The 19,717-nt window shown below is 60.5% G+C and carries 19 protein-coding genes and 1 pseudogene; 7 read left to right on the forward strand and 13 right to left on the reverse strand.

What is annotated here, in order from left to right:
- The first annotated feature begins 32 nt into the window (after window positions 1–32).
- From mtnK to RD1_RS10960, 3 genes are read left to right on the forward strand one after another with little or no spacing between them, the layout of a single operon-like run.
- A complete protein-coding gene (mtnK, locus tag RD1_RS10950) occupies window positions 33–1,292 on the forward strand; it encodes an S-methyl-5-thioribose kinase (protein ID WP_011568570.1) in 1,260 nt (419 codons plus the stop codon).
- Window positions 1,289–2,392 (forward strand): S-methyl-5-thioribose-1-phosphate isomerase, encoded by a 1,104-nt coding sequence (mtnA, locus tag RD1_RS10955; RefSeq protein ID WP_011568571.1) that lies wholly within the window; start codon window positions 1,289–1,291, stop codon window positions 2,390–2,392. Before mtnK ends, mtnA begins: the two co-directional genes overlap by 4 nt.
- 3 nt (window positions 2,393–2,395) lie before the next feature.
- The gene (locus RD1_RS10960; RefSeq protein ID WP_011568572.1) at window positions 2,396–3,406 is read left to right on the forward strand and encodes a sugar-binding transcriptional regulator; all 1,011 of its coding nucleotides are present in this window, start codon (window positions 2,396–2,398) and stop codon (window positions 3,404–3,406) included.
- 282 nt (window positions 3,407–3,688) lie between these two features.
- Here the strand turns inward: RD1_RS10960 and RD1_RS10965 are convergent, their stop codons facing one another.
- From RD1_RS10965 to phnG, 8 genes are all read right to left on the reverse strand, one after another.
- Window positions 3,689–4,882, reverse strand: coding sequence for an alpha-D-ribose 1-methylphosphonate 5-triphosphate diphosphatase (locus tag RD1_RS10965; RefSeq protein ID WP_011568574.1), 1,194 nt, complete (start codon window positions 4,880–4,882; stop codon window positions 3,689–3,691).
- A 283-nt stretch (window positions 4,883–5,165) separates the two neighbouring features.
- Window positions 5,166–5,726 (reverse strand): phosphonate metabolism protein/1,5-bisphosphokinase (PRPP-forming) PhnN, encoded by a 561-nt coding sequence (gene phnN, locus RD1_RS10975; protein WP_011568575.1) that lies wholly within the window; start codon window positions 5,724–5,726, stop codon window positions 5,166–5,168.
- Complete coding sequence (gene phnL, locus RD1_RS10980; protein WP_011568576.1) at window positions 5,723–6,406, reverse strand: phosphonate C-P lyase system protein PhnL; 684 nt, start codon at window positions 6,404–6,406, stop codon at window positions 5,723–5,725. Before phnL ends, phnN begins: the two co-directional genes overlap by 4 nt.
- Before the next feature lie 3 nt (window positions 6,407–6,409).
- Window positions 6,410–7,180 (reverse strand): phosphonate C-P lyase system protein PhnK, encoded by a 771-nt coding sequence (gene phnK, locus RD1_RS10985; RefSeq protein WP_011568577.1) that lies wholly within the window; start codon window positions 7,178–7,180, stop codon window positions 6,410–6,412.
- The gene (locus tag RD1_RS10990) at window positions 7,177–8,043 is read right to left on the reverse strand and encodes an alpha-D-ribose 1-methylphosphonate 5-phosphate C-P-lyase PhnJ (protein ID WP_011568578.1); all 867 of its coding nucleotides are present in this window, start codon (window positions 8,041–8,043) and stop codon (window positions 7,177–7,179) included. Before RD1_RS10990 ends, phnK begins: the two co-directional genes overlap by 4 nt.
- Complete coding sequence (locus RD1_RS10995) at window positions 8,040–9,128, reverse strand: carbon-phosphorus lyase complex subunit PhnI (protein ID WP_011568579.1); 1,089 nt, start codon at window positions 9,126–9,128, stop codon at window positions 8,040–8,042. The genes RD1_RS10990 and RD1_RS10995 overlap by 4 nt, the downstream gene beginning before the upstream one ends.
- Before the next feature lies 1 nt (window position 9,129).
- Window positions 9,130–9,726, reverse strand: a complete 597-nt coding sequence (phnH, locus tag RD1_RS11000; RefSeq protein WP_011568580.1) for a phosphonate C-P lyase system protein PhnH — start codon at window positions 9,724–9,726, stop codon at window positions 9,130–9,132.
- Window positions 9,726–10,181 (reverse strand): phosphonate C-P lyase system protein PhnG, encoded by a 456-nt coding sequence (gene phnG / locus RD1_RS11005; RefSeq protein WP_011568581.1) that lies wholly within the window; start codon window positions 10,179–10,181, stop codon window positions 9,726–9,728. The genes phnH and phnG overlap by 1 nt, the downstream gene beginning before the upstream one ends.
- An 81-nt stretch (window positions 10,182–10,262) precedes the next feature.
- Between phnG and phnF the strand changes: the two genes are divergently transcribed.
- The 4 genes from phnF (at window position 10,263) to arsJ (ending at window position 14,222) form a co-directional block, all read left to right on the forward strand.
- Complete coding sequence (phnF, locus tag RD1_RS11010) at window positions 10,263–10,982, forward strand: phosphonate metabolism transcriptional regulator PhnF (RefSeq protein WP_044033089.1); 720 nt, start codon at window positions 10,263–10,265, stop codon at window positions 10,980–10,982.
- A gap of 128 nt (window positions 10,983–11,110) precedes the next feature.
- Window positions 11,111–11,959, forward strand: a complete 849-nt coding sequence (locus tag RD1_RS11015) for a helix-turn-helix domain-containing protein (RefSeq protein ID WP_011568584.1) — start codon at window positions 11,111–11,113, stop codon at window positions 11,957–11,959.
- On the forward strand, window positions 11,956–12,954 hold the full coding sequence (locus RD1_RS11020; protein ID WP_011568585.1) for an ArsJ-associated glyceraldehyde-3-phosphate dehydrogenase: 999 nt from the start codon (window positions 11,956–11,958) through the stop codon (window positions 12,952–12,954). The genes RD1_RS11015 and RD1_RS11020 overlap by 4 nt, the downstream gene beginning before the upstream one ends.
- Entirely contained in the window at window positions 12,951–14,222 is a 1,272-nt protein-coding gene (arsJ, locus tag RD1_RS11025; protein WP_011568586.1) for an organoarsenical effux MFS transporter ArsJ, read from the forward strand. The genes RD1_RS11020 and arsJ overlap by 4 nt, the downstream gene beginning before the upstream one ends.
- A gap of 119 nt (window positions 14,223–14,341) precedes the next feature.
- On the opposite strand, the gene RD1_RS11030 is transcribed toward arsJ, so the two are convergent.
- From RD1_RS11030 to phnC, 5 genes and pseudogenes are all read right to left on the reverse strand, one after another.
- Window positions 14,342–14,971, reverse strand: a complete 630-nt coding sequence (locus RD1_RS11030; RefSeq protein ID WP_011568587.1) for a chloramphenicol acetyltransferase — start codon at window positions 14,969–14,971, stop codon at window positions 14,342–14,344.
- Window positions 14,972–15,036: 65 nt separating this feature from the next.
- Complete coding sequence (gene phnE, locus RD1_RS11035) at window positions 15,037–16,353, reverse strand: phosphonate ABC transporter, permease protein PhnE (RefSeq protein ID WP_044033422.1); 1,317 nt, start codon at window positions 16,351–16,353, stop codon at window positions 15,037–15,039.
- Window positions 16,354–16,362: 9 nt separating this feature from the next.
- Window positions 16,363–17,226, reverse strand: a pseudogene (phnE, locus tag RD1_RS20680) (phosphonate ABC transporter, permease protein PhnE); the annotation flags it as partial.
- 64 nt (window positions 17,227–17,290) lie between these two features.
- A complete protein-coding gene (gene phnD, locus RD1_RS11040) occupies window positions 17,291–18,202 on the reverse strand; it encodes a phosphonate ABC transporter substrate-binding protein (RefSeq protein ID WP_011568589.1) in 912 nt (303 codons plus the stop codon).
- Window positions 18,203–18,296: 94 nt separating this feature from the next.
- Entirely contained in the window at window positions 18,297–19,112 is an 816-nt protein-coding gene (gene phnC, locus RD1_RS11045) for a phosphonate ABC transporter ATP-binding protein (RefSeq protein ID WP_011568590.1), read from the reverse strand.
- Window positions 19,113–19,717: the final 605 nt, after the last annotated feature.

Genomic DNA, 19,717 nt, shown 5'->3' on the forward strand with positions numbered 1-19,717 from the left:
GCGCGCGTTGGAGCAAGAGAGGGAGGCCAGCGATGAGTGCAAACACGGCGTATGAGGCTCTGAGCGTCGATACTCTGACGCAGCGGCTGAAAGATGTGCCTGCGCTTATCGAACACGTCGGATCGGATGCTTCGGAATGGCACGTGCAGGAGGTCGGGGACGGCAATCTAAACCTCGTCTTCATCGTGAGTGGGTCGGTCGGCAAGATCATCGTCAAACAGGCGTTGCCCTATGTCCGCCTTGTGGGGGACAGCTGGCCCTTGCCGCTTTACCGCGCGTTTTATGAGTATCACGCGCTGACCCGTCAGGCCGCACGCGATCCCGGCGCCGTCCCGGAGGTTTATCATTTTAACGAAACGCAGGCGCTGATCGTGATGGAGTTCCTCGCGCCGCATGTGATCCTGCGCCGCAAGTTGATCGCCGGGGAAAAGGTTGCGGGGCTGGCGGATTTTCTGGGCCAGTTCTGCGCGCGGACGGCCTTTCGCGGGTCCGAGTTGTCGATGCCAAGCCCCGACAAGAAGGCGGATGTGGCGCTTTTTGCCGGTAACGTCGAAATCCCCGCAATCACCGAGGCGCTGGTTTTCACCGATCCCTATTTCGATGCGGAGATGAACAACCACACCGAGGGTCTTGCCCCGGTCATTGCCCAATTGCGCGGGGATGCGGCGCTGAAAATCAAGGTGCAGCAAATGCTGCAACGCTTTGTGTCCAATACGGAAACCATGGTGCACGGCGATCTGCATTCCGGCTCCATCATGTCGACGGACAGCGACAGCAGGGTGATCGACCCCGAATTCGTGCAATATGGCCCGATGGGTTTTGACATCGGCATGCTCTGTGCGAATTTCCTGATGGCCTATTTCAGCCAGCCTGCGCATCGCGGTGCGGATCTGTCCGAGTATCAGGAGTGGATACTGGAAGTCATCGCAGACACCGCGCGCAGCTTTGAGGCAGAGTTCCGCCATCTGTGGGCCACCGAGCGGACGGGCATCCTGTACCCGGCGTCGCTGTTCGAGGATCAGGGCCAGGACAGCGCGGCGGCCTGCGATGCGGTTCTGGCCGGAATCTGGCGCGATGCATGGGCGGTCTGCGGGATCGAGATGCACCGGCGGTGTCTGTCCCTTGCGCATAACGCCGATTTCGAAGAGATCGCGGATGTCGCGATGCGTGCACGGCTTGAGGCGCGAAACCTCAGCATGGGCGCGGAATTGATCCATATGGCAGACACAATTGCGGATGCGCAGGCGGTTTGCGCGCTCGCGCGGAACTTTAACCGAAAGGACGTTCTATGAAGATCGACGGCACGCACTACCGATCCTTGTGGTGGAACAGCGAAAACCACGTTCTGGAGATCATCGACCAACGCTGGTTGCCGCATGAATTTCGCGTCATCCCCGTTGCGACGATGCAGGATTTTGCCGATGCCATCTACCAGATGCGGGTACGTGGCGCGCCCTTGATCGGGGCCACGGCGGCCTATGGGATGGCATTGGCGATGGCCGAGGATGCATCGGACGCAAATATGGATGCGGCATGGGCTTTCCTTGAAAAAACCCGCCCGACCGCGATCAACCTGCGGTGGGCGCTGGATCGGTGCCGCGCGGCATTGCGCCCCTTGCCGGAAGCTGACCGCGCCGCTGCTGCCCTGACGCTGGCCCATGAGATTGCCGATGAGGACGTGGAGATCAACCGCCGCATCGGGGAGCACGGTCTGGCCCTGATCCGCGAGATCGCGGCGCGCAAACCGGCGGGCGAACCGGTGCGCCTGCTGACGCACTGCAACGCCGGGTGGCTGGCGACCGTCGATTGGGGCACCGCGACCAGTCCGATGTATCACGCGCAGGACGCGGGCATCCCGCTGCACGTCTGGGTGGATGAGACGCGCCCGCGCAATCAGGGTGCGCTGACCGCGTGGGAGTTGGGCAAGCACGGCGTGCCCCACACCTATATCACCGACAATGCGGGCGGGCATCTGATGCAGCATGGCATGGTGGATATGGTCATCACCGGCACCGACCGCACGACGCGGCGCGGTGATGTGTGCAACAAGATCGGCACCTACCTCAAGGCCCTGGCCGCGCATGATAATGGCGTGCCGTTCTACGTCGCACTGCCATCCCCGACCATCGACTGGACGGTGAGCGATGGCGTGGCCGAGATCCCCATCGAGGAACGTGATGCACAAGAAGTCACCCATGTGCAGGGGCTGACCGACGGTGGTGGACTTGGCACCGTGCAGGTCACGCCGACGGGGACGCAAGGAGGCAACCCGGCCTTTGACGTGACGCCGAACCGGTTGGTCACGGGCCTGATCACCGAACGCGGGGTTTGCGACGCCTCCGAGGCCGGGTTGTCCGACCTCTTCCCCAACTTTGCGAAGGCGGCAGAATAGAAGGTGTCGCTGCCGGCAGGGTCCACGGGCAAGGCGAGAGCTGCCGCGCCGGATCTGGCGCGGTTCCCCGCACGCGAAGACGCGCTTTATATTGAGGCCGCGTGGCTTTATTACCACGATGGGCTGAACCAGAACGAGATCGCAGCGCGCATGCGGATCAGCCGCGCATCGGTGGTGAATTACCTCAATGAGGTGCGCGCGCGTGACTGGGTCCGGGTCCATCTGGACAGTGATGTGTTTCGGGGGCATCGGCTGGCGGCGCAACTCTGCGCGCGATATGGCTTGGCGGAGGCGCTGGTGGTGCCGGAGGTCACACAGGATCGCGACGCTGCTGCCAGTGTGGCGCGGGTCACGCGGGCTGCTGCGGATTGGTTGCCGCGATTGCTGGAACCGGGCGATCGTCTGGGGGTATCATGGGGCGCGACCGTCTATCAAATGGCCCGGCAGGTGCCCCACACGCCCGTGCCGGATCTGACGGTGACGCAGCTTCTGGGCTCACGCTCTGCCGCACTTGGGTTCGAAGCGGAGGCCTGTACGTCGATGCTGGCCCATCGTTTGGACGGGCAGTGTATCAACCTGCATGTGCCACTGGTTCTGTCGAGCAAGAACCTGCGCGATGCGCTTTGTGATGAGCCTGTTGTGCGCGACCAGCTCGCGGCATTGGCGATGTGTAACAAGACCGTGCTGGCCTGTGGCACCTGCGACGCGGACGCCCATGTCGTACGCAGCGGCATCCTGAGCGCCGAGGGTATCGCGGCATACCGCGCAAAGGGAGCGGCGGGCGTGATCTGTGGACGCCTGATTGATGCCGAGGGGCGGCCCATGGTCGCCGAGGTCGAAGAGCGGATGATCGGCGTCTCACTGGAGCAGATGCGCGGCAAGGACATCGCGCTTTTGGTCGCTGCCGGACCGGGCCGCGCCGGACCCGCGCAAGCCGCGATCAAGGGCGGTTTCGTTACACATCTGGTGACCAGCGCGGCGGTGGCAGAAGAGCTTCTCGGCATGAAACCTTGAGGCGTCATGCGAAAAACCTCGATCATGAAATGCTGGCCGACATCAATGATTTCAGCATGTTACACGATACCTGATGTGTCAGATACTTCGACAGACGCGCGCATGGCTGCCAGTCCCTTTTCCCGACTTCTGACAGCAGCAACTCAGGGGATGGGCAGGGAATATGTGGATCTGCGAAATGCCAGTCGGGGTTGTTGGCGACACCATCCTCAGCGTTTTTGACAGGGATCACCCGATCTGAAGGTCTGATCGCAGCCCGACGCAGTGGCACCCGTAACCGCCCTAGGCAACCTTGTTGCCCCGGCTCCAGACGCCGCGCAGCAGCGGTGTTTGGCCAATGCTGCGCACACGCAGAACATCGCCGCGCAAACCGGTTTTCAAAGCACCACGGTCATGCAGCCGCACGGCTTTTGCGGGGTTGCTGGTGACTGTGGCGATGGCGCGGGGCAGATCGCTCCAGATATCGGCAAGGCGGAAGGCCGACCAGAGCAGCGCCGAGGGCACATAGTCTGACGACACGATGTCGAGAAGATCGGCCTTTGCGAGCACCTCCGCTGCCACATTGCCAGAATGCGACCCGCCGCGGATCAGGTTGGGGGCGCCCATCATCACCGCAATGCCGTTCAGCCGACAAGCGTCAGCGGCCTCCACGGTTGTGGGAAACTCGGCAAAACCCACGCCGTTTCCTGCCGAGGTTTGCACGTGATCGCAGGTGGTATCATCATGGCTGGCCAGAACGGCCCGGAGGCGGCGGGCCTCTTGCACCGCACCTGCCTCATGCCTTGCCCCGAGGCGTTTTTGCAAAGCCAGCAGGCGCTCCACATGTTCGCCAAATTCGGCATCGTCCATCCCGCGTTTCTTGGCGATATAGGTTTTCAGCGCCGACAGGTCCCGAAACTGGCGCTGACCCGGGGTGTGATCCATCAGGCTGACGATACCGACCCTGTCAGAGGGTCCGAAAGCCGCCAATTCCTCAAGCAGCGTCTCAGAACAGATTTCAGCCCGCAGATGCAGGAAGTGACTAATCTTGAAATACCCTTGCGCGCGCGCTGCGAGGAGTTCATCCGCAAGCTTTCGGGCATAGTCGGTGTAGCGCCCCTTGCCGCTATGGATGGAGCCGACCCGCATGGCGTCAAACACCGTCGTGATGCCTGTAGACGCCAGTTCTGCATCATGGGCGATCAGGGCGGGCAAATGTGGCCAGTCCACCGCCGGGCGCGGTTCGATGTGGCGTTCGACATTGTCTGTATGCAATTCGACAAGACCGGGAAGAACGAGATCACCGGCACAATCCACGGCACCGGTCGGGATATGATCCCCCTCAGTAATGTCGCAAATGACGCCTTGTTCGATTGTCAGCGCACCGGTAAGCACCTGATCTGCCAGCACAAGCTGCGCATTGGCGAAACAAAGATCGCCTGATACGTCACTGTCACCAGCTTTGCCCAGAGAGGACGTGGGAAACGGGGAATTCATGTCGATCTCTCGATTTGCAATGTGCTGTCTGTCGCCGCCTTGAGGCATGGGATAATTGGGCGCGTCCGGGTTCGGGTCGGATATGGTGCAGGGCCGTAAGACGCCTTGGCGGGATATGCCGGGGTTTGGATGACATCACCATGACACCGCGCAGCGACGGGGTTCAACCGCTTTTCAATAAGCCTTTGCGTCTGGCTTGTGGGCAAGACGTGCCGGATCATATCGCCTTGCGCGCTGCCTTGCGCGCTGCGTGGGAAGATGGCCGGTTCGAGGGGGTCCATCGCTACACACTCACTGGCTGGAGCAGGTCCGCCGCTCGGGCGATGGTCTGGGACAGCGGGCCGTCGTTGGCAAGGTTGATGACCTTTAGCCCGGCGGGCAAGGGTTTGTCAGCCTCCGCAAGGCGTTTGCTGATTTCTTCTTCCGTTTCACGGGCCCGCGCGGCCAGACGCTGCGCAAGCGTTTCCGGTTTCGCGGTGATGTTTAGAACGACGAGCCGGGGAAACATCCCGCCCGCCTCAGGCAGAGCCTTGCGGGAGAAATTGACAAGACAATCGGTGCCCTGCGCTAGCTGGTGATTGACGGTGATCGGAATGCCATAATGCAGACCATGCGCGCCCCAATGCAGCGAAAAGGCCCCATCCGCGACCAGTTTTTCAAATTGCGCCACGCTCGCCGCGTCGTAGTCTTCGCCGCCAAGACCGGGCGCGCGGGTGATCACGCGGCGCACCATATGCAGACTGGGGATGGCGCGGCGCAGGCCCGCCATCACGCTGTCCTTGCCAACGCCCGATGGGCCGACAACCGCGATGAGGCGTCCAGCGGATGGTGCGGTCAGTGTCATGCCGCCATTCCGGGAGTAAAGCGGCCAACATCAATCTCGCGATCACAGACGCGGGCGCGGGCGGACTCGTCGTGGAAAATACCGATGATGGCCGCGCCGCGCGCCTTGGCGTCTTCGATCAAGGACAGCACCACTTCGCGGTTCGCAGCATCGAGGCTCGCGGTGGGTTCATCAAGCAGTATCGCAGGGTAGGCATGGGCAAAACCACGGGCAATATTCACGCGCTGTTGCTCGCCGCCCGAAAAGGTTGTGGGGGACAAGGACCACAGCCTTTCGGGGATGTTCAACTGGGTCAGAAGCGCCCTCGCGCGGTCCTGCGCTTCATCTGCCGGTACGCCCAAAGCGCGCAGAGGCTCTGCCACCACATCAAGCGTCGGGACACGCGGCACCACACGCAGGAACTGGCTGACATAGCCCAGCACATCCCGGCGCAATTTGATAATGTCGCGCGGCTCAGAGCGAACAATGTCCAAACCGCCGATGCTAATTTCGCCCGACTGCGTCAGGTAATTGCCATAGATCATCCGCATCAGCGTGGATTTACCCGCACCAGAGGCCCCGGTGAGCGCCACACATTCCCCCCGGGCAACCGCGAAGGACACATCATTGATCACCTCGATCACAGCACTTCCCTGATTATGCAGGGTAAAAGTTTTGGAAACGTCTTTGAGTTCAATCATGGCTCATACCTGTAAAACGGAACTGACAAGAAGCTGGCTATAGGCGTGCTGCGGATCATCCAGCACCTGATCGGTCAGGCCCGCCTCGACAACGTGACCGGACTTCATGACCATCAGGCGGTCCGCCAACAGGCGCACCACAGCCAGATCGTGGGTGACAATGATCGCTGACAGGCCCATGTCGCGCACGAGACCGCGCAGCAGGTCCAGCAGCCGCGCCTGCACCGAGACATCAAGGCCGCCTGTGGGTTCATCCATGAAGACGAGACGCGGGCCGGTAACCAGATTGCGCGCGATCTGCAGGCGTTGCTGCATCCCGCCAGAGAAGGTCGTGGGCCGGTCATCCACACGGGATGCATCGATCTCGACCCGGCCCAGCCAGTCCGTGGCCTTGTCGCGGATGTCGCCGTAGTGACGCTCGCCCACAGCCATCAACCGCTCGCCTACGTTGCCACCGGCACTCACGCCCATGCGTAGCCCGTCACGGGCGTGCTGGTGGACGAAGGCCCAATCGGTGCGCCCCAGCATGCGCCGTTCGGATTCGGACATCGTGATGGTGTCGCGCGGGCCGTCGGTGCGGGTGTCGTAGACCACCCGTCCGGCATCGGGGGCCAAATGCCCCGCCATGCAATTGAGCAAGGTGGATTTGCCCGACCCGCTTTCGCCCACGATCCCCATAACCTCACCGGGATAGAGATCAAACGAAACATCCGCGCAGCCGATATATGTGCCGTATCGCTTGGTGATGCCTTGAACGGATAGCAAAGGGGTCATGCCGCGTCCTTTCCGCCATTATCTTTGCCGATGTGGCCCGCGGCGCGGCGCGCTTCGCAGTAATCAGTGTCGGAACAGACAAAAATCCGCCCCCCTGCGTCATCCATGATCAGCTCATCGAGATAGCTTTCGGTTGCACCACACATGCCGCAAGCATGATCGGCCCTGCACGGCTCGAACGGGTGATCCTCAAAGTCGAGGCTGACCACTTGGGTATAGGGCGGCAGCGCGTAAATACGTTGCTCGCGCCCCGCGCCAAAAAGCTGAATTGCGGCCATATTGCCCAGTTTGGGGTTGTCGAATTTGGGGATCGGCGAGGGGTCCATCACGTAGCGCCCCTCGACCTTGACCGGATAGGCGTAAGAGGTCGCGATATGGCCGTGGCGGCTGATATCCTCGTAGAGCTTCACATGCATGAGCCCATATTCCTCAAGGCTGTGCATCTTGCGGGTCTCGCTTTCGCGCGGTTCCAGAAAGCGCAGCGGTTCGGGGATGGGCACCTGATAAACAAGGATCTGACCCTCGTGCAGCGGCTCTTCGGGGATGCGGTGCCGGGTCTGGATCACGGTGGCGTCACCAGTTGCGGTGGTCGTCGCAACGCCCGCTGTGCGTTGAAAGAAGGTCCGGATTGAAACCGCGTTTGTGGTGTCATCGGCCCCTTGGTCGATCACCTTGAACCTGTCCTCGGGCGTGAGTACCGCAGCAGAGACCTGCACGCCGCCCGTTCCCCAACCATAGGGCATCGGCATCTCGCGCGAGGCGAAGGGGACCTGATAGCCGGGGATCGCCAGACCCTTTAGGATCGCACGGCGGATCATCCGTTTGGTTTGTTCGTCCAGGTAGGCGAAGTTATACTCGGTCATTCCGCTGCCTCCTGCATCTGTTGCGCACCCGCTTCGCGGCGCAGCTTGCGCACCAGTTCCAGTTCAGATTGAAAATCGACGTAGTGGGGCAGTTTGATATGCTCCAGAAAACCCGTCGCCTGAATATTGTCGCTGTGATAGAGCACGAATTCCGCGTCCTGTGCGGGTGCACCGACGTTATCCTCGCCCAGTTCTTCCCAGCGTAGCGCGCGGTCCACCAAGGCCATGGAGATTGCCTTGCGCTCGGTCTGGCCAAAAACCAGCCCGTAGCCACGTGTGAATTGGGGCGGTTCGGTCTTCGATCCGGTGAACTGGTTGACGGTTTCACATTCGGTCAGGGTCACCTCTGCGATCTCAACGGCAAATCCCAGTTCGGGAATCTCCATCTCAACGGGAACGGAGCCGATCCGCAATTCGCCCACAAAGGCATGGTTGCGCCCATAGCCGCGCTGTGTGGAGTAGGCGAGGCCAAGGGTAAAACCTTCGTCCGCGCGGGTGAGCGCCTGCAGGCGCAGGGCGCGGTTGGCGGGCATCTCAAGCGGTTCGCGGGTCAGGTCGGGGGGCGGTGCGTCGTCATGGGGGGCCTCTTCGATCAGCCCTTCGCGGTTCAGGAATTCGGTGACATGCGGGACATTGCCCGGCTCGGCGTCACGGGAGGGCGCATTGGCCACTTCACCATCTGCGGCCAGTTTGAAATCGAGCAAACGGTGCGTGTAATCAAAGGTCGGACCCAAGACCTGCCCACCCGGCAAGTCCTTGAACGTGGCCGAGATGCGGCGATCACAGGCCATGGCGCCGGTATCCACAGGCTCGGACGCCCCAAAGCGTGGCAGCGTGGTGCGATAGGCGCGAATGAGGAAGATCGCTTCGATCAGATCGCCGCGCGCCTGTTTGATCGCGAGTGCCGCGAGGTCCGGATCGTAAAGCGACCCTTCGGCCATGACGCGATTGACGGCGAGACTGAGTTGCGCGCGGATCTGCGCGATGCTGAGTTCCGCGATATCCGTGTCACCGCGGCGTTCTTCGGCGAGCCATGCGTGGGCATTCTCGATTGCCCGCTCTCCGCCCTTGACTGCTACATACATGTCAGGATGCTCCTGCGTGCGCTTCGTCACTTGAACGCGAGACTTCGGTTGAGCGGGGCAAGGCCGCGAGGCATTCGCCACAGGTGAAAATGAAGTCAAGCCCCAGCGGGAACAGCTTGCGGTTGGCCTGAAACGCCTCCACGTACGGCAAGGAAAGCGCGGCGTGATCCTTGATGCCCGGACCGGTCAGTGTCGCACCTGAGGTGACAAGCGCGTCGCATTCGACGATCAGCGTGGCCGAGCGGTCCGGATACTCGGACGTGCCGATCGGATAGAGCGCAAGCGGCACCAGCGCGTCCCACTTGCCCACCGCAAACATGCAATGCGCGGGGCCAACAAACGGGGCGCCTGTGTGAAAGGACAGCCACGCCCGCACCGCATCGCAATCCATGTCGCCCGCCAGATAAACCGGTGTTTCCGTATCGCAGAGCGTCAGCAAAACAGCGCCCATCGCGGGCGACACGGGGGCAGGGGGTGCGGCCCCTTCGATATCCTGCAGGGTGCCCGGACGCGCCATGGCCTCCATCACACTGCGAAAGGCTTGGGCCGACTGGATGGCCGGATCGGCAAAGCCGCCCGACAGGGTGTTTGCCTGCATCAGTCTTCTCCCCGGGTCATGGTAAAGAAATCAACCTTGGTTGCGGCCGCCTTGGCGGCGCGGGCAGCTTTCATGGCGTTCATTTCTGCTTCCAGAGGCTCAAGAACCGTCTCGCGCAGCCTGTTCGCCATTGGGGTCTGCATAAGCGCATCAATCAGCGCAGCGACCTCGGCATCTGCCTTGCGCCGCCCCTGAATGTAGCTGTGTCCGACCTCGCCGGTCTCCAGCGTCAGTGCGCAGCGGGTTATGGTCATCTCGCCCAGATTGAAGGGCGCACCGGTGGCACCAGCGCGCGCACGCACCATCGTGCTGCCAATCTCCGGTGCGCGCAGCCAAGTGAAAGCAGGGCGCGATGTTTCACCATCGAGCAGGGCAGCCACTCGGCCCTCGGGCGCTTTGGCCAGCAGACCCATCCAAGCTCCGCGGGGATTATTATCGCTTACAGTGTCTTTCATATCGACAACTTGTCTCTTTCCTATACAACTATACATATTCTACCATATCCCCAACTTTATGACAGAAGAGATTTGTGAATTTTGCGTGACAGCTCTGACAAAACCCCGATCTGGAAGGCCATCGCGAGCGCCTTGCGCAGCGACTTGGCCGAAGGGCGCTATAAAACGGGTGACAAACTGCCGACCGAGGCTGCGCTGGCGGAGCGCTTTGGCGTGAACCGTCACACGGTGCGCCACGGGATATCCGCATTGGTTGCGGAAGGGCTGGTGCGCACTCGGCGCGGTGCAGGGGCCTTTGTCGCGGCCACGCCAACCGACTATCCCATCGGCAAGCGGGTGCGTTTCCACGAAAACCTGATCGCAGCAGGGCGCCGGCCAGAAAAGCGCGTGCTCGCGTTGGACGAGCGCGCAGCGACCGTTGGCGAGGCGCAGGCGTTGCAGATTGAGGCAGGCGATCCGGTCTGTGCCTATCACGGGCTTTCACTGGCTGATGGTCAGCCGATTGCAGTGTTTGAAAGCCTGTTTCCGCTGGCGCGCCTGTTGGGCATCACCGCTGCTTTGAAGGACACAAGCAGCGTCACGCAGGCATTGAGCGTTGTGGGCATCGACGACTACACACGTGCCTCAACCCGCCTGACGGCGGTGCGCGCCACGCCAACCTTAGCGCTGCTCTTGCATGTTGCCGAAGGCGATCCGCTGCTGAAATCCTCCGGTGTGAATAACTGCGCGGGCGGGCAACCCGTCGAATACGGCCGGACCTGGTTTGCGGGGGATAGGGTAACGCTCACGCTTGAAACCTGAGGGCCAATCATCCTGACGGGTGGCAGGTGTTGTGGATCGCCTGATCCGTTTCACGCCCATGATCGTCAGGACCGCCTGTCACAAAAGGTTCACTTTCCATACCTCTATAATTCATATATTCGTGAAATATGGAAATAATGATCCCCAACCGACTTTCGACACTCGGCCACCCGCAACGGCTGGCGCTGTTTCGCTTGCTGATGCGGCGCTATCCTGATCGCGTTCCGGCGACGGAACTGGCCAAGGCGCTTGGGCTGAAGCCGAATACACTGTCGAGCTATGTGAACGCCCTGATGCAGGCGGGGCTGATCCGTCAAGAGCGGGTTGGCAGGTCCTTGCGGTATGCCATCGACATGGATGCCGCGCGCGAGACCGTGGATTACCTACTGCACGATTGTTGCCGGGGCAGGCCTGAAATCTGCGTGCCGCATGCATATTTGGCTGCTGATAAAGACAAACCGATGTCAGACCGCGGATATACCGTATTGTTTATATGTACCGGCAATTCCGCGCGGTCCATCTTTGCGGAAACGCTCTTGCGCGACCTCGCCGGTGACAGGTTCACGGCCTGTTCGGCAGGCACCAAGCCGCGCTCGCAACTGAACCCCTTTGCGCTCACGGTGCTGGAACAAAACGGGCATGATGTATCGCCGCTGCGTGCCAAACATATCTCCGAGTTTCAGGGACCGGACGCCCCGGATTTCGATTTCGTCTTTACTGTCTGCAATCAGGCAGCCAATGAAGAATGCCCCTCCTGGCCCGGCCAGCCCATCAGCGCGCATTGGGGCCTGCCCGATCCGGCGACGGTTGAGGGTTCAGATGCAGAAAAAAGCCTCGCTTTTCACCAAACCTATGCCGCGCTGCGCAATCGCATGATTGCCTTTGCTGCCTTGCCTGTTGCGTCGCTGGATCGTCTGGCGTTGCAGCACGCTGTCGACGGGATCGGCCAATCTACTGACAAAGGATCAAAGATATGACTGTCTACGCACTCAACGGCCTTGGCCGGATTGGCAAGCTGGCCTTGAAACCGCTGCTGGAACGCGGGGCTGAAATCGCATGGATCAACGATGCGGCGGGTGATCCGGAGATGCACGCCCATCTTCTGGAATTCGACAGCGTCCATGGCCGCTGGAAGGCCGATTTCGCCCACGCTTCTGACAGCGTGACAATCAATGGCCAGCGTCTGCCGTTCATCGGCACAGGCGACATCGCCGCGCTGCCACTGGAGGGCGTTGATGTGGTGATTGATTGCACAGGCGTTTTCAAGACAGAGGCGAAAATAGCCCCCTATTTCGATGCAGGGGTGAAGAAAGTGGTGGTATCGGCCCCGGTCAAGGACGGGGATGCCGCCAATATCGTCTACGGGGTCAATCACGATATCTATGCACCGGAGCGTCACCGCATCGTGACCGCGGCCAGTTGCACGACAAATTGTCTGGCGCCGGTCGTAAAGGTCATTCACGATAATCTGCGGATCAAACATGGTTCCATCACGACGATCCACAATGTGACCAACACGCAGATCATTGTGGACCGCCCGGCCAAGGATCTGCGCCGCGCGCGCTCGGCGCTGAATTCCCTCATTCCGACCACGACAGGCAGTGCCACCGCGATCACGCTGATCTATCCCGAACTGACGGGCCGCCTGAACGGTCACGCCGTCCGCGTGCCACTGCTCAACGCGTCACTGACTGATTGCGTGTTCGAAGTGGAACAAGAGACCACTGCTGACGAGGTCAACGCTCTGTTCAAGGCCGCGTCAGAAGGGCCGCTGAATGGCATCCTCGGCTATGAGGAACGCCCGCTCGTGTCCACGGATTACACAAACGACGAAAGATCCAGCATCATTGATGCGCTTTCTACCATGGTAATCAATGGCACGCAGGTGAAAGTCTATGCGTGGTATGACAACGAGATGGGGTATGCGCATCGGCTGGTGGATGTGGCCTGCATGGTCGGGGACAGTCTGTGACCAAAAGCGCCACGCGCCCAAAGGGCCTGTCGGCCTATATCGCGGTCACGGCGGCCTATTGGGCATTCATGCTGACCGACGGTGCCTTGCGCATGCTGGTGCTGTTGCACTTTCACACGCTGGGCTTCTCTCCGGTCCAGCTGGCCTATCTGTTTGTTCTCTATGAAATCGCCGGCGTCATCACCAATCTGAGCGCGGGCTGGATTGCGGCGCGCTTCGGCCTGACGTCGACGCTTTACGCGGGGCTGGGGCTGCAAGTGCTGGCGCTGCTGGCCCTGGCGCAGCTTGATCCGGGCTGGGCGATTGGCACATCCGTTGTTTTTGTCATGCTTGTGCAGGGTGCAAGCGGCGTGGCCAAGGACCTTGCCAAGATGTCGTCCAAATCCGCCGTCAAATTGCTCGCGCCGACACAGGATGGATCGCTCTTTCGCTGGGTGGCAATTCTGACAGGGTCCAAGAACATGGTGAAGGGGGCGGGGTTCCTGCTGGGCGCGGTTTTGCTGGCGATGGTTGGATTTGTCTGGGCGGTTTTGGGCATGGCCGCGATCCTTGCCGCAATTTTGCTGGTCGTTTTGATTGCCATGCCGCCGGGCCTGCCGAAGGGGCGCAAGGGCGCGAAATTTTCGGAGGTGTTTTCAAAATCTCCCAACGTGAACTGGCTGAGTGCGGCACGGGTGTTCCTGTTCGGGGCGCGGGACGTCTGGTTCGTTGTCGGCATTCCGATCTATTTCTACGCTGTGTTGTCGGATGGGACGACTGAGGGCAACCGCGCTGCATTCTTCATGATCGGGACGTTCATGGCCCTTTGGGTCATTCTCTATGGTCTCGTTCAGGCCAACGCGCCGCGCATCTTGCGGGCGAGGGAACGGGCCGAAGCGGATCTGATCGGCGCAGCGCGCACGTGGGGCTGGGGCCTTGCTGCGGTTCCAGCGGTGCTGACACTCGCGGCGATCACCGCCACGGGGCCGCATATGTGGCTCACCGTCACGCTTGTCGCCGGGTTGCTGATCTTCGGGGCAGTCTTTGCAGTGAATTCATCGCTGCATTCCTACCTGATCCTGTCCTTTACAAAGGCGGAGCGGGTCACGATGGATGTGGGTTTTTACTACATGGCCAATGCGGGTGGACGCTTGGCCGGCACCTTGCTGTCGGGCCTGACATATCAGGCAGGCGGTCTGGCCCTCATGCTGGGCACTGCGGCAGTGATGGTCGCGGTATCAGCGATCACGGTCGGTTTCTTAACGCCCCAGAATCGCGAAAAATCATAAGCCTGCAGCACCGTTGCCACGGCAGACTGGAAGCGGTTGGCCCAAGGATTGCCTGATATGCCGCTGATCTGGATGCCTTTTTCCAGTCGCGCCATGCTAAAACCATGCGGCGTCTTATGTCAGACCGTGCCCTCGTAGCGCTCCAGAAATTCCTCTGCACTGAGGGTGCGAATATCATCGAGTGCGCCGCGCAGGCGGTCGTGCGGCCAATCCCACCATGCAAGCGCCATCAACCTGTCAGCAACGCTGGACGTAAATCGGGGGCGCAGCGGGACAGCTGGAATACCGGCAACGATCATGTATGGCGGCACATCCTTGGTCACAATGGCACCGCCTGCGACAACTGCCCCGTGGCCGATGGTCACGTCGGGCCGGACCTGTGCGCCATGGCCAAGCCAAGTGTCATGGCCGATCACAGTGCGGCGGCTTCGCCTGTGATCAAACCACACCTCATCATGCGTTGCATCTTCGAAATAATCGGCTGAGCGATAGTGAAAGTGATGCAGACTTGCCTTGTCCATCGGGTGGTCCGTCGCGCCGATCCGCACGAACGCAGCAATGTTGGAGAACTTCCCGATGGAAGCATTGGCAATATCGGCATATCGGTCGCAATATGAATAGTCATCCAATTCGCAATGGGCCAAGCGGCTGCCGCGTCCGATTTCGACATATCGTCCGAATGTTGCATCTGTGATTTCGCAATTGGGATGAACAAAGGGGACATCCGGTTTCAATCTGGTCGCACTCAAAACACGCGTTCCTCGTTATTCCACCCATGAGGAGTATCGGTCTGCTCAATCATGAAGGCTGCCACTCATGCGTCCTTGCGCCCGATCAGCTTGCCGCGCAGCCAGCCCGAGAACCAGTCCATGAACATCACCATGGCGATGATCAGCACAATGTAATAGGCGACTTCCTCCCAGTCTTTCTGGGTCTGGATCGCTTGGGTCAGCATCAGGCCGATGCCGCCGCCGGTGATTGCGCCGATGATGGTGGCGGAGCGGGTGTTGGATTCCAGAAAATACAGGATTTGCGCCAAAAGCACCGGCACAATCTGCGGGATGACGCCAAAGCGGTAGCGTTGCAAGGGTTTGGCCCCGGTCGAGACGACACCCTCGATCTGCTTTTGATCCACGTTTTCCAACGCCTCCGAAAAGATCTTGCCAAAGGTGCCGGTGTCCGTGATCAGGATTGCCAATGCGCCCGTAAGCGGGCCGGGGCCAAAGGCGCGGGCCAGAACCACCGTCCAGATCACCGCATCGACACCGCGCACAAAATCGAACAGGCGGCGGGTGGCGGCGCGTTCCAACATGAAGGGCGAAAACCGCTTGGCCGCGAGAAACCCCAGTGGGAGGGCGATGATGGCCGCCCCCATCGTGCCAAGGAAAGCGATCAGGATCGTCTCGCCAATGGCCCAGGCCACATCCCTGTGCCGCCACATGGCGTTGTTCCACCAGTCCGAAATCGCGCCGGAGATGTTTGATCTTGCGGGGTCCAGACGGTCTGCAAACAACAGCGTGCCGAGGCTGTGACCATGATAGGGGCTGTCGAGCGTGAACCAGAACAGCTCCCATCCGGGAAAATAATTGAACACTTCGGTGCGCGCGCCGGTCAGGGTGATGCGGCCTTCGGGCGTGGTGATGCCCACGCGGCGGTCAGAGGCGGAAATCCAATCGGGCAGATCACCGCGCAGGTTGGTCGTGACGGTGCGCCCCTCGGCCTGCGCCCTGATCAGGGGGAAGCCGGGAATTTCGATCTCGGTCCGGTTGTCCGGGAGATATCGCACGATATGCCCGCGCCCCAGATCGATGATGATCGCATTATCGCCGCTTACCCAATCGGGTCTTTGACCTTCGGGGTAGCGGCCCTTGCGCTCTCCCTCGACGGCATAGGTGATCTCTCCCGATCTGTTGTCCCGGGTAACATGCACCTTGTGGGACCAGCTGTCGGAAGCCAGCGTCACGGCGTTTTCCATATTGGCGCGTCCGGCAAGCCCGGGCAGGTCAAACGCAAAGAAGACATAGACCAGGTAGACGGCGAGGACCAAGGGGATGCCGAAGCCAGTCAAGCGCTTGCGGTGAAAGAGTTTTTCGGCCTCAAACTTGGTTGCGTCCAGATCGGTGGTGGTCATTGGGCCTTGCCCCTCGGTCAAGCGGTTGCGGTAGCGGCTGGAGAGTTGATCAAAGAACACGATCGTGCCGAACAGCAGGATGAAAATCGCGGCCGCTTCATCAAATCGGCCCGGACCCCAAGCCATGGAATTGCGCAGCTCATATCCCAGCCCGCCCGCGCCAACGAAGCCGAGGATGGCGGATGCACGAATGTTGATCTCAAAGCGGAGCAACGTGTAGCTGACGTAGTTCGGTGCGACCTGTGGCAGCACGCCCAGAAGCATCCGTTGCGACCACGTGGCACCTGTGGAGCACAGCCCTTCGACTGCCTTGAGATCCGTGTTTTCGGAAACTTCGGAAAACATCTTGGCCAGAGCGCCTGCCGTGTGGATGGCGATGGCGATCATGGCGGGCACCGGGCCGCCCCCCAGTACAAAGATCAGCACCAGCGCGATGACGATTTCCGGCACGGCGCGCATGATGTCCGAAATGCGGCGGAACAAGGGGATCAGGCGCGGCCATTTCGCCAGCCCGCGCGTGCCCAGCAGCGACAGGAACAAACCGCCCATTGCCCCGATCAGGGTGGAAACGGCGGCGATGTTGATGGTCTCCACCAAGGCGGGAAAATACTTGGCGATCAGCGCAGGCAGATCGGCGCGTTTCTCCCACGCTTCGGACAGAACATCGGCGGGGTAGTCGCCAATCTGGTGCAGACCTTCCCAGAAACCACCGGCATTGCGATCATCCGCGACATTGAAACCTGACACCATCAGAATGATGAATATCAGCAGTGTGAGACCCCCATAAAGCCTGCGGCGCTGTACCTGCGCCATATAGGCAGACTGGATGCTGCCTACGGTTTGCGGCGCGCCGCCTGTAGAAATGTCAGCCATGCTGCCCCCGGATACAAAAATACCGACAGGCCCGAGGGCCTGCCGGACGCGTGATGAAAAGGGCTTAGCCGCCGATTTTCGCTTTGCGCGCTTCGACGATGGAAATGTAGGTGTCATGTGTCACGGGCTGAAAGCCCAGCGTGTCGCCTGCAGCCACACCATAAGCACAGTCCGGGTCACGTTCATGCAGGCCGTCAACCAATGCGGTCATGGTTTCGCGCACTTGTGCCGGAAGGGCCTTGCGCAGCACGACCGGACCTTCCGGGATGACGTTGGATTTCCAGATCTGAACCATGTCGTTCATGTCAACGAGCCCCGCGTCCACCGCCTTGCGCAGCGCGCCGGAGTTGTAGCCGTCTTCCCAGTTGCCCTGACCATCGGCCCATGTGACGCCGCCATCAATGTCGCCGTTGTTCACCGCAACGATGGTCTGCTCGTGGCCGCCCGTGAATTTGACTTCACCGAAGTACTCACCGCTTTCCATGGTCATGCCGTCCTTATACTGCGGGATTTCGATGGAAGGGATCAGGTACCCGGAGGTCGAGTTCGGGTCGCCAAAACCAAAGACCTTTCCTTTCATGTCATCCAGCGAGGTGATGCCACTGTCCACGCGGGCAAAACCGATGGAGTGGTAGCCGATGGAGCCGTCGACATTCACCTTGATCAGCACAGGCTTAACCGCTTCCGGGTCCTGCAGGTAGGTTGCGGCATAGGCAGAGGCCCCCAGCCACGCCATATCGATGGTACCGCCCAGCAGGCCCTGAATCACGCCGTTGTAGTCAGCCGGCGCAAAAAGCTTGGTTTCGACGCCGAGCGCTTCGGTCGTGTAATCGGCAAGGCACTGATAGCTGTTCATCCGGTCCTGCGCGTTTTCACCGCCGAGGATCCCGATGCGGAACTCGGTGATCTCTTGCGCAAAAGCTCCTGTGCTGAGGGCTGTGGAGGCGGCAAGCGCCAGTGCGAGGGTCTTTTTCATCGGTATCTCCGTCGTTGTCTGCCCTGCCGATATGCGGCTTTTCGGGGCGGGTTGATTTATGTGGCCTGCAGCAGATGCGCAGGGTGAAACCGGCTCAGGCGTAGGCCTTGGCTGTCGGGATGTCTGGTTTGTCCAATGCGTCGATTTCGGTGGAGGTCGCGGCTTCGGAAAAACCTGCCCCGGCCCCGTAGATGTCACGCGCGACACCGGTGGTCAGCTGCGCCGGCGTGCCGTCAAAAACAATCCGCCCGTCGCGCATCCCGATCACCCGGTCGCAATAGCGCCGCGCCGTATCAAGCGTATGGAGGTTTGCGATGACCATGCGCCCGTCTTCCTCATGGATGCGGCGCAGAGCTTGCATGACCACTTGCGCATTCATCGGGTCAAGGCTTGCGATAGGTTCATCGGCAAGGATGATTTTCGGATTCTGCATCAGGGCGCGCGCGATCGCCACGCGCTGTTGTTGCCCACCCGAAAGCGCTTCGGCCCGTTTCGCCGCCTGTTCGGCGATGCCAAGCCGGTCCAGAATTTCAATGGCGCGGTGGATGTCCGACTGCGGGTAAAGGTTGAACATTGTCGCAAAGGTCGAGCGTTTGTTCAGGGTGCCATGCAGCACGTTTGACACGACATCCATGCGGGGGACGAGGTTGAACTGCTGGAAAATCATGGCGCAACGCGACTGCCAATTGCGCCGCGCAGCCCCCCGCAGCCCGGTGATCTCTTCACCTTCAAAGGTGATTGTGCCCTCAGAGGCGCTGCTGAGACAATTGAGCATCCGCAAGAGCGTGGATTTGCCAGCACCCGAGCGGCCAATGATCCCGATCATCGTGGGTTTTTCGACCCGGATGGTTGCGGCATCGACTGCCGTTTTTTCCCCGAACCGCTTGGTCAGCTTGTCAATCGTCAGCATATCGCCCCCATGTTTGATGAGGGCGTACCCGCCGGACGCTACGGTTTGATGACGGTTTTGAGTCAGTTTCCTTACATAATGGTAAAAGAAAAATGACACCCGAAGAATGTGACAGGGGCAGGGCGCTGTGCCTCATGATCAGGGTGCAAATGTCAAATCCCGCGCCGGGATGGTCTTGCCGCGCCACGGGGTTGGACTTCTTCCTACTCCACCAATGAACGCACGCTTCAAAACTGTGTTTAAGCGCATAGGTGGCCCGATGTTTCGGTAGCCCTAGGAGCAGGAAGAGGCCGCCTTACCCGCGCGCGGTACAAGGTCTATGACATTGGATGAAATCAAGGAAGCTCAGCGGCGCGCCCGACACTGCATTGAATTCGAGGCTGGAAACCACGGCCGCTTCTCCCAAAGAATAGAGCTGGAGCGATTGGCGTAATGCCTGAAGTGTCAATAATCAGATACCGCGTTGAAACCCTTGATTTCGGACAGCGCCACGCGATTCAGGCTTGTCGCATGACGCTTTAGGGTTTGCCAATGCTGGATACGCCATCGCCATGCCTCCTGCATAACGGCGACCGATAAGATCGGAAGCTCTTGATATCCTGATG

Origin of the sequence: Roseobacter denitrificans OCh 114 (assembly GCF_000014045.1) — a bacterium.
GTDB lineage: Bacteria > Pseudomonadota > Alphaproteobacteria > Rhodobacterales > Rhodobacteraceae > Roseobacter > Roseobacter denitrificans.

What these genes read in the sequence shown, in the direction of transcription:
- RD1_RS10995 (WP_011568579.1), bottom strand. Translation starts at nt 9,128, where the DNA reads ATGTATGTAGCAGTCAAGGGCGGAGAGCGGGCAATCGAGAATGCCCAC.
- mtnA (WP_011568571.1), top strand. Translation starts at nt 1,289, where the DNA reads ATGAAGATCGACGGCACGCACTACCGATCCTTGTGGTGGAACAGCGAA.
- phnG (WP_011568581.1), bottom strand. Translation starts at nt 10,181, where the DNA reads ATGAAAGACACTGTAAGCGATAATAATCCCCGCGGAGCTTGGATGGGT.
- RD1_RS10990 (WP_011568578.1), bottom strand. Translation starts at nt 8,043, where the DNA reads ATGACCGAGTATAACTTCGCCTACCTGGACGAACAAACCAAACGGATG.
- RD1_RS10965 (WP_011568574.1), bottom strand. Translation starts at nt 4,882, where the DNA reads ATGAATTCCCCGTTTCCCACGTCCTCTCTGGGCAAAGCTGGTGACAGT.
- RD1_RS11015 (WP_011568584.1), top strand. Translation starts at nt 11,111, where the DNA reads ATGGAAATAATGATCCCCAACCGACTTTCGACACTCGGCCACCCGCAA.
- phnD (WP_011568589.1), bottom strand. Translation starts at nt 18,202, where the DNA reads ATGAAAAAGACCCTCGCACTGGCGCTTGCCGCCTCCACAGCCCTCAGC.
- RD1_RS11020 (WP_011568585.1), top strand. Translation starts at nt 11,956, where the DNA reads ATGACTGTCTACGCACTCAACGGCCTTGGCCGGATTGGCAAGCTGGCC.
- phnH (WP_011568580.1), bottom strand. Translation starts at nt 9,726, where the DNA reads ATGCAGGCAAACACCCTGTCGGGCGGCTTTGCCGATCCGGCCATCCAG.
- phnN (WP_011568575.1), bottom strand. Translation starts at nt 5,726, where the DNA reads ATGACACTGACCGCACCATCCGCTGGACGCCTCATCGCGGTTGTCGGC.
- phnL (WP_011568576.1), bottom strand. Translation starts at nt 6,406, where the DNA reads ATGATTGAACTCAAAGACGTTTCCAAAACTTTTACCCTGCATAATCAG.
- phnK (WP_011568577.1), bottom strand. Translation starts at nt 7,180, where the DNA reads ATGACCCCTTTGCTATCCGTTCAAGGCATCACCAAGCGATACGGCACA.
- phnE (WP_044033422.1), bottom strand. Translation starts at nt 16,353, where the DNA reads ATGACCACCACCGATCTGGACGCAACCAAGTTTGAGGCCGAAAAACTC.
- mtnK (WP_011568570.1), top strand. Translation starts at nt 33, where the DNA reads ATGAGTGCAAACACGGCGTATGAGGCTCTGAGCGTCGATACTCTGACG.
- phnC (WP_011568590.1), bottom strand. Translation starts at nt 19,112, where the DNA reads ATGCTGACGATTGACAAGCTGACCAAGCGGTTCGGGGAAAAAACGGCA.